This is a genomic window from Pseudobutyrivibrio sp. ACV-2, from assembly GCF_900107545.1.
Taxonomy (GTDB): domain Bacteria; phylum Bacillota; class Clostridia; order Lachnospirales; family Lachnospiraceae; genus Pseudobutyrivibrio.
In genome coordinates this window covers 122727-138409 of the sequence record NZ_FNQZ01000004.1, presented here as the reverse complement: position 1 = coordinate 138409, position 15683 = coordinate 122727, and the positions used below count along the sequence as shown (strand labels likewise).

Below are 15683 nucleotides of genomic sequence, written 5' to 3'. Positions count from 1 at the left end.
TATAGATGCCACAAATCCGTGAATAATAAAAAACCAGGAAAACCTATGTGGCCTTCCTGGTCCCTATGATTATCGTCCGTGTAATTATATATCGTCAAAAAACCTGTCATTGTTAACAATTGCAGATGCTTTTCTCATAATAATTACTGAAAGATATACTGCAATAAGACTGGCAAGTGTTGCTACGAAAAATACAATTAAGGATCCGCTCTCTTGCATTGGCATATATTCGCTGCCGATGGTTCCTAAAAGATTGTACATCATGTGAGCAATGATAGTGATAAACAGATTGTCATATAAGTACATGATGTAGCCAAGTCCAAGGCCTATAACTAAAGCATATGCGCCCTGAAGCTTGTTCATGTGAAACGCACCAAACATAATCGCCTGCACAAGTATCGCAAAATAAACTGGCATAACCTTTTTAGCTGCTGAGAATGTGATACCTCTAAATAAAATCTCCTCACATATAGGTCCCAAAACAACGGTGTACAAAGTCATGAGAACTGTCATTTCAGAATCTATACCTGCGGTTTCCATCAGTTGATTGTACTCCTCAAGCCATGATGGAAAAGCTGATGCAAGGGAATTCAATAAATAGAGAGTAACATACTGCATACCAATCACAAAAATAATAAGTCCCACTACGGTAAATAAAACATTATTTGATTTACCCCGTAGTGATGAAAACTTATGATTTCTGAATTGAGTAAGGAATATCCATGCACCTAAAATTGCTGTAATCACAGCATATCCAAGCATCATGGCCGCAGAGGCATCCCCCTGAGTAAATTCCTTTATAACTCCTACATAAAAATCAGTGTAGTTGCCTCCCTTTGCCTCACCTAAAGCCTTGACTATGTATAGTTCAAGGCCAAAGATTGAGATAGCAGTCTGAATTACGATTGCCAGTAAGGTAGGAATAAATATCCATGGGATGTATTTACTCCTATCTGCATATTTCTGATTCATTTATATATCTCCAAACTAAAGTTCAAGCTTATCCAAATGCCAAATGTCATCAACATATTCCTGGATAGTTCTGTCAGATGAGAATTTACCCACATGAGCCACATTTGATAATGCCATTTTTGCCCATTTCTTCTGATCCTTGTATGCCTCCTGAATCTTTTTGTGAGCCTCACTATATGAATCAAAGTCCTTAAGAACAAAATACATATCTGCTCTGTCAGTACACTGTGTATTCAAAAGTGAATTGTAGATTGGACGGAACAACTCTGGATTCTCAATGCTGTAATATCCATTAACAAGCTGTCCTAAAACCTTTTGGATGCGATGGTTACTGTTCATAACATCTACTGGATTATAGTCACGATTTCGCTCATGAGCTATAACCTCATCTGAGCTCATACCAAAGATGAAGATATTTTCTCCACCAAGTTCCTGATACATTTCAACATTGGCACCGTCCATAGTACCTATAGTAACCGCACCATTAAGCATGAACTTCATATTTCCTGTACCAGATGCCTCCTTTGATGCTGTGGAAATCTGCTCTGAAACATCAGCTGCTGCAAATATCCACTCGGCATTTGATACTCTGTAATCCTCAATAAATACAACCTTCAGCTTGTTGTCAATTGATTTATCATTGTTGATAACGGATGCAACGTTATTGATAAGCTTTATTATAAGCTTTGCATTTTCATATCCAGCCGATGCCTTTGCGCCAAAAATAAAGGTAGTTGGATAAAATTCCATGTATGGATTTTCCTTTATCTGGTTATATAAATCCATTACATGTAAAATGTTAAGGAGCTGACGCTTGTACTCATGGAGACGTTTAACCTGTACATCAAAAATAGATGTAGGATCAACATTTACATGATTATGCTCCCAAATGTATTTAGCAAGACGCTTTTTGTTTTCATATTTGATTTCCATGAATTCTCTAAGTGCCTTGTCATCATCGATATATCTGTTTAATTTCTGCATCTGAGACAAATCTGTAATCCAACCACGGCCAATCTTTGAGATAACCCAATCGGAAAGCTTGTAATTTCCATGCATCAGGAAACGACGTTGGGTAATGCCATTGGTCTTGTTGTTGAATTTCTCAGGATACATCTCATAGAAATCATGAAGTGAAACATTTTTCAGGATTTCTGTATGAAGAGCTGCTACACCATTTACTGAGAAACTGGCAGCAATAGCCATGTGAGCCATTTTAACCTGACCATCAGCAAGGATTGCCATGCGCTGAACTCTCTGCTCATCGCCTGGGAACTTTTTTCTGATATCTTCGCAGAAGCGACGATTAATCTCCTCAACAATCATGTATACACGAGGAAGTAATGACTTGAAAATATCCTCAGGCCACTTCTCCAAAGCCTCTGCCATGATAGTGTGGTTTGTGTAGGCTACGCACTGTGTAGTAACCTTCCATGCATCATCCCAGCCAAGTCCATGCTCATCCATAAGAAGACGCATAAGCTCTGCAACTGTAAGAGTAGGATGTGTATCATTCATCTGGAATACAACCTTCTCTGGAAGGCGCATAATGTCATGGTGATAGCGCAAGTATTTATCCAAAGCACGCTGAAGTGATGCAGATACAAAGAAGTACTGCTGCTTCAAACGAAGCTCTTTACCTTGAACATGGTTGTCATTAGGATAGAGAACTTCGGTAAGGTTTCGTGCAAGGTTCATATCCTCTACGGCCTTGTCATAGTCACCACGTTCAAAAGAAGCAAGTCTGAATACTTCCTTTGGCTTTGCATCCCATATCATAAGGGTGTTAACCATACCATTGTCAAAACCAGTAATTGGCATATCATATGGAGTGGCAATTACAGAATTGTAGCCCTCATGAATGTATTTTGTACTGCCATCCGGCTGGTTTTCATAACGAACCCAACCGCCAAATTTAACCTCAAACTCATACTCTGTACGCTGAAGTTCAAAAGGATATCTAGTCTGAAGCCAATCATCAGGAATCTCTTCCTGGAAGCCATCATTAATCTTTTGTTTGAACATGCCATAATGATAGCGGATACCACAACCATAAGCTGGGTATCTAAGTGTTGATAAGGAATCAAGGAAGCAGGCTGCTAATCGTCCCAGGCCACCATTTCCAAGCGCTGGATCTGGCTCCTGATCTTCAATCGCATTTATATCAATATTCAAATCTGCAAGGGCATCCATAACTTCGGTATAACCTCGCATATTTATCATGTTGTTACCTAGCATTCGTCCAATAAGAAATTCCATGGACATGTAGTAAACACACTTTGGATCCTGCTTTGTAAATTCCTTTTGTGTGGTAAGCCAATTATCAATTACCACATCATTTACAACCTCAGCGCAGGCGCGATAAATCTCTTCCTCTGTGGCTTCATCGAAGTCCTTGCGGAACATAGACTTAACACGACCTTTAATCTCGCGTTCGATTTCTTTGGTACTTGGCATTTGTCTCTTCATAATCTCAAAACCCCTCCTAGTTTTTGGCTCGCTCGATACCATATAGTCTTTGACTCGCCTGTTACGCCGACAAACACTTACATCTCTACGCTCAGCTTAGAATGCTTCGCTTAAGAGACGTAAGTATTTGTCGCCTACAGGCTATCTTTACAACGGCCCGAACGAGCTATTTAAACTTCATGTGATTAGTTTTTAGATACTGCTAACGTTACGGTTTCGCCGTTGATATTCCATTCTTTTACGTGAGAGCCTGATGTACCTACAGCGATTTCGTCTGCAAGAACTTCGCCGGCAATTACGTCTTTGTTCTTTTCAAAGATTGCATTGGCCTTGTCTGTTCCTGAGTATGCTACTGTGATGCGGTCCATAACCTCGAAATCTGCTTCCTTACGCATTGTCTGAATCTTTGAAACGATTTCACGTACGAAGCCTTCCTCAAGGAGCTCCTCTGTAAGATTTGTATCGAGAACTACTGTTACGTAGTTGTCTCCATCTGCTACGAAGCCTTCTGTCTGAGCCATAGAGATAAGTAAATCTTCCTCTGCAAGCTCGATAGATGCGTCAACCTCAGGCAATTTTAATACCCCGTCTGCCTTAAGCTGTGCGTAAGCTGCGTTACCGTCTAAGCCTGCAAGTGCCTTCTGAATGCCACCGAGGAACTTGCCGTATTTTGGTCCGACTGTACGAAGCTGTGGCTTGAAGCTATAAGATGTGAATGCTGAAACATCATCTGTAAATGTAGCTTTCTTAACATTAAGCTCATCTTCAATGATACTTACATACATTTCATCAAGCTCGTGCTCAGCCTTGATATACATCTGACCGATTGGCTGACGGTTCTTAATATTTGCTGTGTTACGGCATGCACGACCGTGAACAACTATCTTTAAGAGCTCATCCATATCTTCCTCAAGCTTCTTGTCAATGAATGCTTCATTGCAAACTGGGAAGTCACAAAGATGGATTGACTCTGGTGCTGTCTTGTCTACAGAACGAACCATGTTCTGGTAGATTTCCTCTGTCATGAAAGGAATCATAGGTGCTGATGCAAGTGCGATATCCTTAAGGCAAGTGTAAAGAGTCATGTAAGCATTAATCTTATCCTGCTCCATTCCCTTTGCCCAGAATCTGTCACGGCAACGACGAACATACCAGTTAGATAAATCATCTACAAACTCATCAAGTGCACGTGCTGCCTCTGGAATCTTATAGCTGCCAAGGTTTTCATCAACAGCCTTTATTGCTGAGTTAAGACGTGAAAGAATCCATTTATCCATGACAGCAAGCTTGTCAAAGTCAAGTGAATACTTTGTTGGGTCAAACTCATCAATATTTGCATAAAGAATATAGAAAGCGTATGTGTTCCAAAGTGTTCCAAGGAACTTTCTCTGGCCTTCCATAACTGCATTCTCACCAAATCTCTTTGGAATCCATGGTGCTGAAGATGTGTAGAAATACCATCTGATAGCATCTGCACCCATCTTCTCAAGTGCGTCAAATGGGTCTACTGCGTTACCCTTTGACTTAGACATCTTCTGTCCATTCTCATCCTGAACGTGACCAAGTACGATTACGTTCTCGTAAGGAGCCTTGTTGAAAAGAAGTGTAGATTCTGCCATAAGTGAGTAGAACCAACCTCTTGTCTGGTCAACAGCCTCTGAAATGAACTTAGCAGGGAACTGCTGCTCAAATACTTCTTTATTTTCAAATGGATAGTGATGCTGAGCAAATGGCATAGCACCTGAATCAAACCAGCAGTCAATAACCTCTGGTACACGACGCATTGTCTTGCCACAATCAGGACATGCGCAGGTAACTTCGTCGATATATGGACGGTGAAGCTCGATTTTTTCTGCATCTGGTCTGCCTGAAAGCTCTGCTAATTCCTTGCGGCTTCCGATAGAAATCTGCTTACCACAGTCTTCACATTCCCAGATGTTGAGTGGTGTACCCCAATAACGGTTACGTGAAATACCCCAATCCTGAACATTTTCAAGCCAATCGCCGAAACGTCCCTTACCTATTGAATCTGGAATCCAATTTACAGTGTTGTTATTTTTAATCAGGTCATCCTTAACCTCTGTCATCTTGATGAACCATGATTCTCTAGCGTAGTAGATAAGTGGAGTGTCGCATCTCCAGCAATGTGGATATTCGTGCTCGAACTTTGGAGCCTCAAAAAGCTGTCCCTTTGCATCCAAATCCTTGAGAACGTTTGGATCTGCATCCTTAACGAACTGACCAGCATATGGAGTCTCTTCTGTAAGCTCACCCTTGCCGTTTACAAACTGAACAAATGGAAGGTCGTATTTACGTCCAACCTTGGCATCGTCCTCACCAAATGCAGGAGCGATATGTACGATACCAGTACCATCTGACATAGTAACGTATGTATCACAAACTACGAAATGAGCCTTTTTGTGCTGCTTTTCTGCTGCAACGCCAGCGCACTCGAAAAGTGGCTCGTATTCCTTGTATTCAAGGTCTGTACCCTTGTAAGTCTCAAGGACCTCGTAAGCCTTAGCGCCCTCTTCTGTAGCGAGCTTGCCAAGTACCTTGTCAGCAAGAGCTTCCGCAAGGATGTATGTATAACCATCTGCTGCCTTAACACGTACGTATGTCTCATCTGGGTTTACGCAAAGTGCAAGGTTTGAAGGAAGTGTCCATGGTGTTGTTGTCCAAGCAAGGAAATATGCATCCTCACCCTTGATTTTGAAGCGGGCGATTGCTGAACGTTCCTTAACTGTCTTGTAGCCCTGAGCAACCTCCTGTGCTGAAAGAGGAGTACCACAACGAGGGCAATATGGAACAATCTTAAAGCCCTTGTAAAGGAGCTTTTTGTCCCAGATAGTCTTGAGTGCCCACCACTCAGACTCGATGAAGTTGTCATCGTATGTGATGTATGGGTTGTCCATGTCTGCCCAGAAACCAACTGTGCCAGAGAAGTCCTCCCACATACCTTTGTATTTCCATACAGATTCCTTACATTGCTTAATGAAAGGCTCCATACCGTATTCTTCAATCTGTTCCTTACCATTGAGGCCAAGAAGCTTTTCTACTTCAAGCTCAACTGGAAGACCGTGTGTGTCCCAACCAGCTTTACGAGGCACAAATTTGCCTTTCATAGTCTGGTATCTAGGAATCATATCCTTAATGGCACGTGTCTCAACATGACCAATGTGAGGCTTACCATTTGCTGTAGGAGGTCCATCATAGAATGTATATGTCTCTCCTTCTTTTCTTGAATCCATTGACTTCTGGAAGATGTCATTCTCCTCCCAGAATTTGAGCACCTGCTTTTCGCGCTCAACGAAGTTTAAACTTGCGTCTACTTTGTTGTACATATAAAACTAATTCCTTTCTATGAGGATATGCTTTCTCGTCACATATCCCTTATATTTTATATATATCAAAGCCTTTGGCTGGTTGGGCCAACTGCTTTCATCCAAATTTGTTAAAGTGTATTGTCAGTATCTGTATCAAAATCCAAGTCATTATCATCAATATCGTAGTCAAAATTGTATTCGAAGTTGAATTCGTCCTGAATTCCAGGATTAAACAAAAACTCTGATTCAAACATACGGACAATATTATCAGAGTTGTGCATGATATATGCTATACTTCCGATAAAAAGCGCAATTGATAATACAGATGTGATAATACCTGTTATAGCCATACCTCTGCCCTTCGAGCTATGGGTTTGCATGCTGGTAACAAGAAAAATGATACCAAGAATCGTACCTGCTATGGCTGTCAGAAAATTAATTCCAAAAAGGAAAAACACTAACGAAAATATACCCAAAATCATGGATGCTATCGCCAGTCCATAATTCTCTGGGCGTGCATTCTCATTCATCTGAGGGCGTCTTAATTCTTTGTCTATATCCTCAGTAAAATAGTACTCTTCGTTCATAGTTCCTCCGTAAATAAAAATAATTCACCTAATCTTAAACATTGTACCCTTTTAGAGGGGCAATGGCAAGCATTGGTGAAAATATAAAAGGCCAGATGAACACCTCATCCGGCCTAAATATTACAGTTTGGTTGTCACAAAAATATCATAGATAGCCTTTACTGCAGCTTCAAAATCTTCGTTCTGAACTCCGATGATGATATTAAGCTCTGATGAACCCTGGTCAATCATACGGACATTGACATGTGCATGGCTTAAAGCTGAGAAGATACGACCTGCCGTACCTCTTGTGCTCTTCATACCGCGACCTACTACTGCGATAAGTGCTAAATCAGACTCGATTTCAATAGAATCTGGCGAGCAATTACGGTGGATAGCTGAAACTACTGCCTGCTCCTTATTAATGAACTCATCTTCATGTACCACTACTGTCATGGTGTCGATACCTGATGGCATGTGCTCGATGTTGATTCCATTGTCCTCGAAGGCCTGAAGTGCCTTTCTACAGAAGCCAACCTCTGAATTCATAAGGGATTTTGTGATAAGTACTGTACAGAAGCCCTTCTTGCCTGCGATACCTGTGATAACGTATTCGTTACGCTGGCCTGTGCTTTCTACAATCCATGTACCATCATCATCTGGCTTGTTTGTGTTTTTGATGTTGATAGGAATGCCTGCTGAACGAACTGGGAAAATAGCATCCTCGTGAAGAACTGAAGCTCCCATGTATGAAAGCTCTCTAAGCTCACGATAAGTGATAGTCTGCATTCCAACAGGATTCTTAACTATGCGTGGATCGCAGATAAGGAAGCCTGAAACATCTGTCCAGTTCTCGTAAACATCTACCTTTGCTGCCCCTGCTACGATAGAACCTGTAACATCTGAACCACCACGTGAGAAGGTCTTAACCTTGCCATCCTTGCCGCATCCATAGAAACCAGGGATTACAGCCTTTGGATGCTCCTCAAGTACCTTTGACATGGTCTTTTCTGTTTTGTATGAGTTGAGATGTCCCTCTTCGTTGAAGAAAATAACATCCTTGGCATCGATAAAATCATAGCCTAAGTATTTAGCCATAATCTTGCCGTTAAGATATTCTCCGCGGCTTGCAAGATAGTCTAAAGATAAATCTTCTTTAATTTGTGCGGCTATTGTCTCAAAATCCTCATCAAGGCTGAAATCCTTAAGTTCAAGCCCTTCAATGATTTCGTCGTAGCGGGCCTTGATAGCCTTGAGATTTTCTGTTACATCCTTGCCTGCAAGTGCATCATTATAAGTGCCAATAAGCATATCAGTAACCTTTGTGTCTTTACTATTGCGCTTTCCTGGCGCAGATGGAACTACAAAAACTCGATTTTCGTCAGCTCTGATGATGTCGCCAACCTTTTTAAACTGGCCAGCATCTGCTAAAGAGCTGCCTCCAAATTTAACTACTTTCTTCATTGCATTGTCCTCAACTATATATTTAATACGATACACTTTACCATAATACTTTAGTGGTGTAAAGTGATAAATTCTACTAAAAACTAGGATAATAACACTCTGTCATTATCTAATTCTTCTCCAGCACCTACCTTGAACTTTTCAAGGAGGTCATTTACGGTAAGACCTGCTCTTTCCTCACCTGTGGTATCAAAAACGATTCTGCCTGCATTCATCATTAAGGTTCTGTTTCCAACCTCAAGGGCCTGATGCATGTTATGTGTTACCATAAGACAGGTGATACCACGCTCTGCCACTATGCTTTTTGTCAGCTCTAGTACCTTTTCTGCGGTAGCCGGATCAAGAGCAGCTGTGTGTTCATCCAATAGCAAAAGCTTTGGTGTTACAAATGTAGCCATTAAAAGGGTAAGTGCCTGGCGCTGTCCACCTGACAATAAACCAACAGGCTGCTTCATTCTATCCTCAAGCCCCATTCCAAGCAAGGATAATTGTTCACGAAATCGCGCTTTATCCTTACTGCTAATTCTGGAAAACAGCTGGCTTGATGCATGGCTCGCTCTTAGATAAGCAAGAGCCATATTTTCTTCTATGGTCATGTTTGGAGCTGTGCCCTTAAGTGGATCTTGAAACAGGTGACCAATAACCTTACTTCTGACATGCTCTTTTTTGAAGGTAATGTCATCTCCATCCAAATAAATATTACCATCGTCAACTATGAAGGTACCTGCGATAGCATTAAACATGGTTGATTTGCCTGCTCCGTTTGAGCCTACTATGGTGGCAAAATCTCCATCTTTCAACTCCAAGGAAAGATGGGTAAGAGCCGCTTTTTCATTGACAGTACCAGGATTGAAGGTCTTTGAAATGTTGTCTATCTTAAGCATTTTCCTTCACCTCCCTGTTACGATTCCCTCTGTAGTTGGCAAACTCGCGCTTTTTAAGAGCTGTCTTTCTTTTAACGTATGGAGTTGCAATAGCAACTGCTACGATGATTGCAGATACAAGCTTAAGTGCCTCTGCCGGTACTGACATTCTAAGAGCAATTGCCACGATAAATCTGTATAATACTGAACCTAAAATGGTGCCAATAATTCTGCGGATAGTAGTACCCTTATTTCCAATCAAGGTCTGACCTATGATTAAAGATGCAAGGGCGATAGTAACCATACCTGTACCGATATTGATATCAGCTGACTTCTGATACTGGGCGATAAGTGAACCTGAAAGTCCTGTAAGAGAGTTTGCAATGCAAAGTCCTACTGTAATAGTAAAGGTAGGATTGATTGAAGATGATTTAACCATCTCTGCATTGTCACCAGTGGCACGGATTGACATTCCAAGGGTAGTGCCAAGGAACCACCATAATAAAAGCGCAATCACTGCCACTATAAGTGCCACAAGAATCACCTTGTACCAGTCACCAAATATCGCATATGCGAATCCGTCTTTTCCAAGTGAAAAAATAGTGTCACAGCCAAATAGATTAGTAAGAGATGAAAATCCCATGACTGCAATATTGATAGTGTATAATCCCGTATTTACGATAATACCTGCAAGGATTGATTCCACCCCAAGTTTGGTCTGAAGAAAGGCTGTGACAAAGCCAGCCAAAGCGCCAGAAACCATTGCAGCAATCAGTGCTAAAAATGGATGTCCTGCCAATGTAACCATGGCTCCCACTGCACAACCAAGTGTAAAGCATCCATCAGTAGTCAAATCCGCAATGTTTAGAATTGTAAAAGAAATAAAAAGTGCTAAAGCAACTAGGGCGTATATACACCCTAGCTCTAAAGCACTTTGAAAAATCGAAACTGTAAAAATAGACGACATAACATTAAACCCCTAAATTATTCGAACTCCTTTGATGTCTGGATTTCAACAAAGCCGTCACACATATCGCGAAGCTTTTCATAATCCAAATCAAGTGCTGCTGCAGTCTCTGTATTAACAGTAGCTGTACCATTATCAAGTGTCTTTACAGCAAGTGTAGCAGGATCCTTGCCATCCACTAAAACCTCTGCAACCATATTTGCTGTCTCAACACCAAGTGTGGCATAGTTAACACCATAGCCAAGGTAAGCACCATTAAGTGCAAATGAATCTGCTCCACAGTAATGTGGGATTTTAGCATCGATAAATTTCTCGTAGATACCAAGCTCTGCTGTCATGATTGTATTGTCTGTAGGAGTGAATACTGCATCTACCTCTTCAGCAATAAGAGCATCTGCTGCAAGCATAACTTCATCGTTCTTTGTTCCAGTCTTTTCTACTACTTCAATGCCCTTGTCCTTTAGGTATGCTTTAGCATCCTTTATAGGTGCTGTTGATGCATCCTGCGACTTGTCATAGAGAAGTCCAACTTTTGAAATATCTCTGTCCTGCTCAAGCATTAAATCAAGAATCGCCTCTGTATTTAAGGCATCAGATGTACCTGTAACGTTTGCACCTGGCGCATCATTGCTAGCTACAAGACCTGCCCCCTCTGGGTCAGATACTGCTGCAAATATGACTGGAATCTGATTGTCCTCTGTTGCAGACTGGCAAATCATAGCAGTAGGTGTTGCGATAGGAACAATTACGTCCACATTATCATTAATAAGCTCAGTTACAATCTGATTGATAGTGGTAGAGTCAGCCTGGCCATTGTAATAATAGTCCTTGTAATCGAAGGTAACACCCTTCTCCTCTCCAAGTGTATCAAGCTGCTTTTCCAGATTATCAACAATCTGATTTAAAGACGCATCATCAACATATTGAATAATGCCTACCTTAAATTCCTTTGTTTCAGCATTGTCTGAAGCTGGTGTGCTATCCTCTGCTGGCTCATTATTTCCACAACCAACGAAGCATGCCCCAATCATAGCTAAACCCATAAAAAGGGATAAAACTCTTTTTTTCATAGTCTTCCTCCTCTAAAAAACAAAAATGTTACTACTCTGAAAAAGCAGTCATTTTGTGAATTCCGCTTAGAATAGTAACATAATAATAGCATAACACTTTAGTAAGTTAAAGTGTAAACTTATACAGTATAACTATTGATTCTTGCTTTTATAATTATAATCAAACCCCTGAGTTAATTAGAGGTTTTCAACAGATAGCTATATCATTTACCTACAAAAAATGAGTCCCACTTTTTATGGGACTCATAGTTAAATCAAATAACACTTATATTAATTTTCATCAACGTAACGCTGTATGTTGCTAGCATTTGCATAGCGTTTAACCTCGTCACCATTTATAACTACAAGTGTAGGCGCCTGCATAACACCATATTTTTTAGTCATATCCACCTGTTCTTCAGCATCAACGAGGATGTAATCCTCATCCTCAAGGATTTCCTTTGCACGAGCGCAATTTGGACAAGTCTTTGTAGTAAATAGATACTTAACACCAGTTAAAGGCTCTTCAGAAACTATTTCAAGATTTACCTTTGGCAAATCGACATCAGTGTTAGAAGCTTTGGAAGACTTGGCATAATTTTCACCTGCACGTCTGCAAACACTGCCTGCTATATCGTAAAGCTTACGATTCTTGAATTCCTGTGTCTTGCCTTCATTCCAGTTCTGTACTGGTCGATAGTAGCCTGTGATACGGCTATATACTTCAGCTGGCTTTCCGCAGTGTGGGCATGTATAGTGCTCACCAGCGATATAGCCGTGGTCCTTACATACTGAGTATGTAGGAGAAAGTGTATAGTATGGCAATCTATAGTTTTCAGCTATCTTACGAACAAGATTTGCAGCTGACTCCCATGTAGGAAGCTTCTCACCGATGAATGCATGGAATACAGTACCTGATGTATAAAGAGTCTGAAGCTCATCCTGTACATCGAGAGCATCAAAAATATCTGATGTGTATTCTACTGGCATATGTGAGCTATTGGTGTAGAATGGTGTGTCACCCTCCTTACCTGCTGTGATGATATGTGGGAACTGCTCTCTATCATGCTTTGCAAAACGGTATGTTGTAGACTCTGCTGGAGTAGCCTCAAGGTTGTATAAGTCACCGTACATCTCCTGATAATCAGAAAGACGCTCACGCATGTGATTAAGAACATCCTTGGCAAATTCCTGTGTCTTCTTGCTGGTCATATCTGCACGAAGCCAGTTAGCGTTAAGACCTACTTCGTTCATACCGATAAGACCGATGGTAGAGAAGTGGTTATCAAAGGTGCCAAGATATCTCTTGGTGTATGGATATAAGCCTTCGTCTAATAGCTTTGTGATAACGCCACGTTTTATCTTGAGTGAGCGAGCACTGATATCCATTAATCTGTCGAGACGAGCATAGAAATCTGCCTCGTCCTTTGCCTGATAAGCGATACGTGGAAGATTTATTGTAACAACACCTACTGATCCTGTGCTCTCGCCCGAACCGAAGAAACCACCTGACTTCTTGCGAAGCTCACGAAGATCGAGACGAAGGCGGCAGCACATAGAACGTACATCACTTGGCTCCATATCTGAATTAATATAGTTGCTGAAATATGGAGTACCATATTTAGCTGTCATTTCGAATAATAATCTGTTGTTTTCTGTATCAGACCAATCAAAATCACGAGTAATAGAATATGTAGGAATCGGATACTGGAATCCACGACCATTAGCATCACCCTCAATCATAATCTCAAGGAATGCCTTATTTACCATATCCATTTCCTTTTTGCAGTCCTTATATTTGAAATCCTGCTCTTTTCCACCAACAATAGCTGGAAGCTCAGCCAAATCGTTTGGTACTGTCCAGTCTAATGTGATGTTTGAAAATGGTGCTTGTGTACCCCAACGAGAAGGAGTATTTACCCCGTATATGAAAGCTTCGAGGCACTTTTTAACCTCTTCGTACGATAAATTGTCAGCTTTAACAAATGGTGCAAGATAAGTATCAAATGATGAAAATGCCTGAGCACCTGCCCATTCATTTTGCATAATTCCAAGGAAATTGACCATCTGATTGCAAAGAACAGATAAATGCTTTGCTGGTGCAGATGTGATTTTTCCTGTGATACCACCTAAGCCCTCCTGAATAAGCTGCTTAAGTGACCATCCTGCACAATATCCTGTAAGCATAGAAAGATCATGAATGTGGATATCCGCATTGCGGTGTGCCTGTGCGATTTCCTCATCATAAATCTCTGATAACCAATAATTTGCTGTGATTGCTCCAGAGTTTGAAAGAATAAGACCGCCAACAGAATATGTAACTGTAGAATTTTCTTTTACACGCCAGTCCTCTACCTTTACATAGCTGTCTACTACATTCTTGTAATCAAGGACTGTAGACTTCATGTTGCGCATCTTTTCACGCTGTTTTCTATATAAAATATATGCTTTTGCTACATCTGTATAACCAGTCTGCTCTAAAACATTTTCTACAGAGTCCTGGATATCCTCAACAGAAATCTTACTCTCCTTGATCTTTGCCTGAAAATCTGCAGAAACTCTTAATGATAATAAACCGATAATATCATCATTGTATTCTTTGCCAGTAGCTTCGAATGCTTTAGCAATAGCATCGTTAATTTTACCTAAATTAAATTCAGCAACTTCTCCATCCCTTTTTACAACATCAAACAATTCTTCTCACCTATTTTTCCTTTCCAACAAAATCTCCCCAAAAGGACTCCCCTGTTGACCTCTTTGTTGTAGTAACTAAAGTGCGTTCTTCTAAGGTCCGTTAGTGGATTGAAATGTATTTTCAACCGGTCATTTCAACCCTTCTGACTTGTTTATATGTTATCAAAATATGTAGTAGAGGGTCAACGGCTAATCACTAGATGTAGTGCTTTTCGTCATTATTACTGAAATTTATTTTTATTCTTTGAATAATTTCTAGGTAGAATTACGTTTCAACGCACACAATATTTAGTATTTGGATGTAAAAAGAACACACTATATATTGTAGTGTGCCTTTTCTGAAAACTATCTACTTTGTAAGAATATTAACTCTTTTGCCACATCTTCGTCATTAGGATACTTATCTATATATTGTGTCAAGATATCCCTCGCCTCGCTAAATCTATATAGCTTTTCAAGAGCAGCTGCCTTGCCTTTCATAAGTTGTGGAAGATTATCTATTGAATCAAGCTTCAACCCGGCCTCGTAATAATTCAGCGCACTCTCATAATCACCACTAGAAAGAGCAATATCGCCTAATGTACCAAGGGCCTCACTGGTAACCTCATCTGAAGCAGCGTATTCTTCCAGCAGAGGCTGTGCTTTTTCATAGTTCCCTGCATCCTGATATATTTTTGCAAGATACAGTTTCGCTTCCAAAACGTCGTTTTTTACTGCTTCTTTTAGAAGCTTCTCAGCCTCTGCGTTTTGTCCCAGCAAATAATATATTCTGCCCTTATAGTACCCGGCGTCAGTAGATTTATCTGCTACAGCCAATCCATCATTCAAATAAGTCATTGCCTGTTCGGAATAGCCTAACGACATAAGGTTTTCATAGATTTCTATATATAGTAGGTAATTCTTTTTGTCTATTGCAACGGCAGCATTGTAATCTTTTATAGCCTGACCGATATTACCTTCCTTGGCATAAATACTGCCTCTGAGGAAATATGGTTTAAAGTTTTTTTCGTCATATTCGATTAGGTAAGTATAGGTCTTTACCGCATCATCAAATTGACCAGATACATACTGCGCAGCACCCTTGTAATAATCTATATCCAACTCTAAATCTGTAACTTTTCCTACAGATTTGCCCAAGGCATCATTAAATAGCTTTATGGCTTCCTCATAGTTGCCTTCATCCATTGCAGCTATACCCTGATCCCTGAGGGCAATTTCTTTTTCATTGTATTTAGAGCATCCCATTAAGCATGAAGCTACGCTCATCATTAACATTATTTTTATAATCCTTTTTCTCATAGGCATTATTTTAG

General features: G+C 40.5%; 10 protein-coding genes. All 10 read right to left on the bottom strand.

Annotated elements, in window-relative coordinates; all coding sequences use genetic code 11:
• Window positions 1-84: 84 nt before the first annotated feature.
• The 10 genes from BLV53_RS06350 to BLV53_RS06305 all read right to left on the bottom strand — a co-directional run bounded on the left by BLV53_RS06350 (window position 85) and on the right by BLV53_RS06305 (window position 15645).
• Window positions 85-972 (bottom strand): CPBP family intramembrane glutamic endopeptidase, encoded by an 888-nt coding sequence (locus BLV53_RS06350; protein ID WP_090298752.1) that lies wholly within the window; start codon window positions 970-972, stop codon window positions 85-87.
• 15 nt (window positions 973-987) lie between these two features.
• Window positions 988-3441: a glycogen/starch/alpha-glucan phosphorylase gene (locus BLV53_RS06345; RefSeq protein ID WP_090298750.1), complete on the bottom strand. Its 2454-nt coding sequence runs from the start codon at window positions 3439-3441 to the stop codon at window positions 988-990.
• 185 nt (window positions 3442-3626) lie between these two features.
• On the bottom strand, window positions 3627-6785 hold the full coding sequence (gene ileS / locus BLV53_RS06340) for an isoleucine--tRNA ligase (protein ID WP_090298747.1): 3159 nt from the start codon (window positions 6783-6785) through the stop codon (window positions 3627-3629).
• A gap of 110 nt (window positions 6786-6895) precedes the next feature.
• Window positions 6896-7354 (bottom strand): DUF4190 domain-containing protein, encoded by a 459-nt coding sequence (locus BLV53_RS06335; RefSeq protein ID WP_090298745.1) that lies wholly within the window; start codon window positions 7352-7354, stop codon window positions 6896-6898.
• Window positions 7355-7474: 120 nt separating this feature from the next.
• Window positions 7475-8797 carry an aspartate kinase gene (locus BLV53_RS06330; protein ID WP_090298742.1) on the bottom strand — a complete coding sequence of 441 codons (1323 nt, stop codon included), beginning with the start codon at window positions 8795-8797 and terminating at the stop codon, window positions 7475-7477.
• 83 nt (window positions 8798-8880) lie between these two features.
• The gene (locus BLV53_RS06325) at window positions 8881-9681 is read right to left on the bottom strand and encodes an ABC transporter ATP-binding protein (RefSeq protein WP_090298738.1); all 801 of its coding nucleotides are present in this window, start codon (window positions 9679-9681) and stop codon (window positions 8881-8883) included.
• Window positions 9674-10627: an ABC transporter permease gene (locus BLV53_RS06320; protein ID WP_090298735.1), complete on the bottom strand. Its 954-nt coding sequence runs from the start codon at window positions 10625-10627 to the stop codon at window positions 9674-9676. Before BLV53_RS06320 ends, BLV53_RS06325 begins: the two co-directional genes overlap by 8 nt.
• Before the next feature lie 17 nt (window positions 10628-10644).
• A complete protein-coding gene (locus tag BLV53_RS06315; protein ID WP_090298732.1) occupies window positions 10645-11697 on the bottom strand; it encodes an ABC transporter substrate-binding protein in 1053 nt (350 codons plus the stop codon).
• Between the two features lie 270 nt (window positions 11698-11967).
• Window positions 11968-14370, bottom strand: a complete 2403-nt coding sequence (locus BLV53_RS06310) for a ribonucleoside triphosphate reductase (protein ID WP_090298729.1) — start codon at window positions 14368-14370, stop codon at window positions 11968-11970.
• Window positions 14371-14715: 345 nt separating this feature from the next.
• Window positions 14716-15645 carry a tetratricopeptide repeat protein gene (locus BLV53_RS06305; protein ID WP_170830768.1) on the bottom strand — a complete coding sequence of 310 codons (930 nt, stop codon included), beginning with the start codon at window positions 15643-15645 and terminating at the stop codon, window positions 14716-14718.
• Window positions 15646-15683 lie beyond the last annotated feature (38 nt).

Coding starts and splice junctions, on each gene's coding strand:
- BLV53_RS06350 (WP_090298752.1), bottom strand. CDS start 972: ATGAATCAGAAATATGCAGATAGGAGTAAATACATCCCATGGATATTT.
- BLV53_RS06345 (WP_090298750.1), bottom strand. CDS start 3,441: ATGAAGAGACAAATGCCAAGTACCAAAGAAATCGAACGCGAGATTAAA.
- ileS (WP_090298747.1), bottom strand. CDS start 6,785: ATGTACAACAAAGTAGACGCAAGTTTAAACTTCGTTGAGCGCGAAAAG.
- BLV53_RS06335 (WP_090298745.1), bottom strand. CDS start 7,354: ATGAACGAAGAGTACTATTTTACTGAGGATATAGACAAAGAATTAAGA.
- BLV53_RS06330 (WP_090298742.1), bottom strand. CDS start 8,797: ATGAAGAAAGTAGTTAAATTTGGAGGCAGCTCTTTAGCAGATGCTGGC.
- BLV53_RS06325 (WP_090298738.1), bottom strand. CDS start 9,681: ATGCTTAAGATAGACAACATTTCAAAGACCTTCAATCCTGGTACTGTC.
- BLV53_RS06320 (WP_090298735.1), bottom strand. CDS start 10,627: ATGTCGTCTATTTTTACAGTTTCGATTTTTCAAAGTGCTTTAGAGCTA.
- BLV53_RS06315 (WP_090298732.1), bottom strand. CDS start 11,697: ATGAAAAAAAGAGTTTTATCCCTTTTTATGGGTTTAGCTATGATTGGG.
- BLV53_RS06305 (WP_170830768.1), bottom strand. CDS start 15,645: ATGTTAATGATGAGCGTAGCTTCATGCTTAATGGGATGCTCTAAATAC.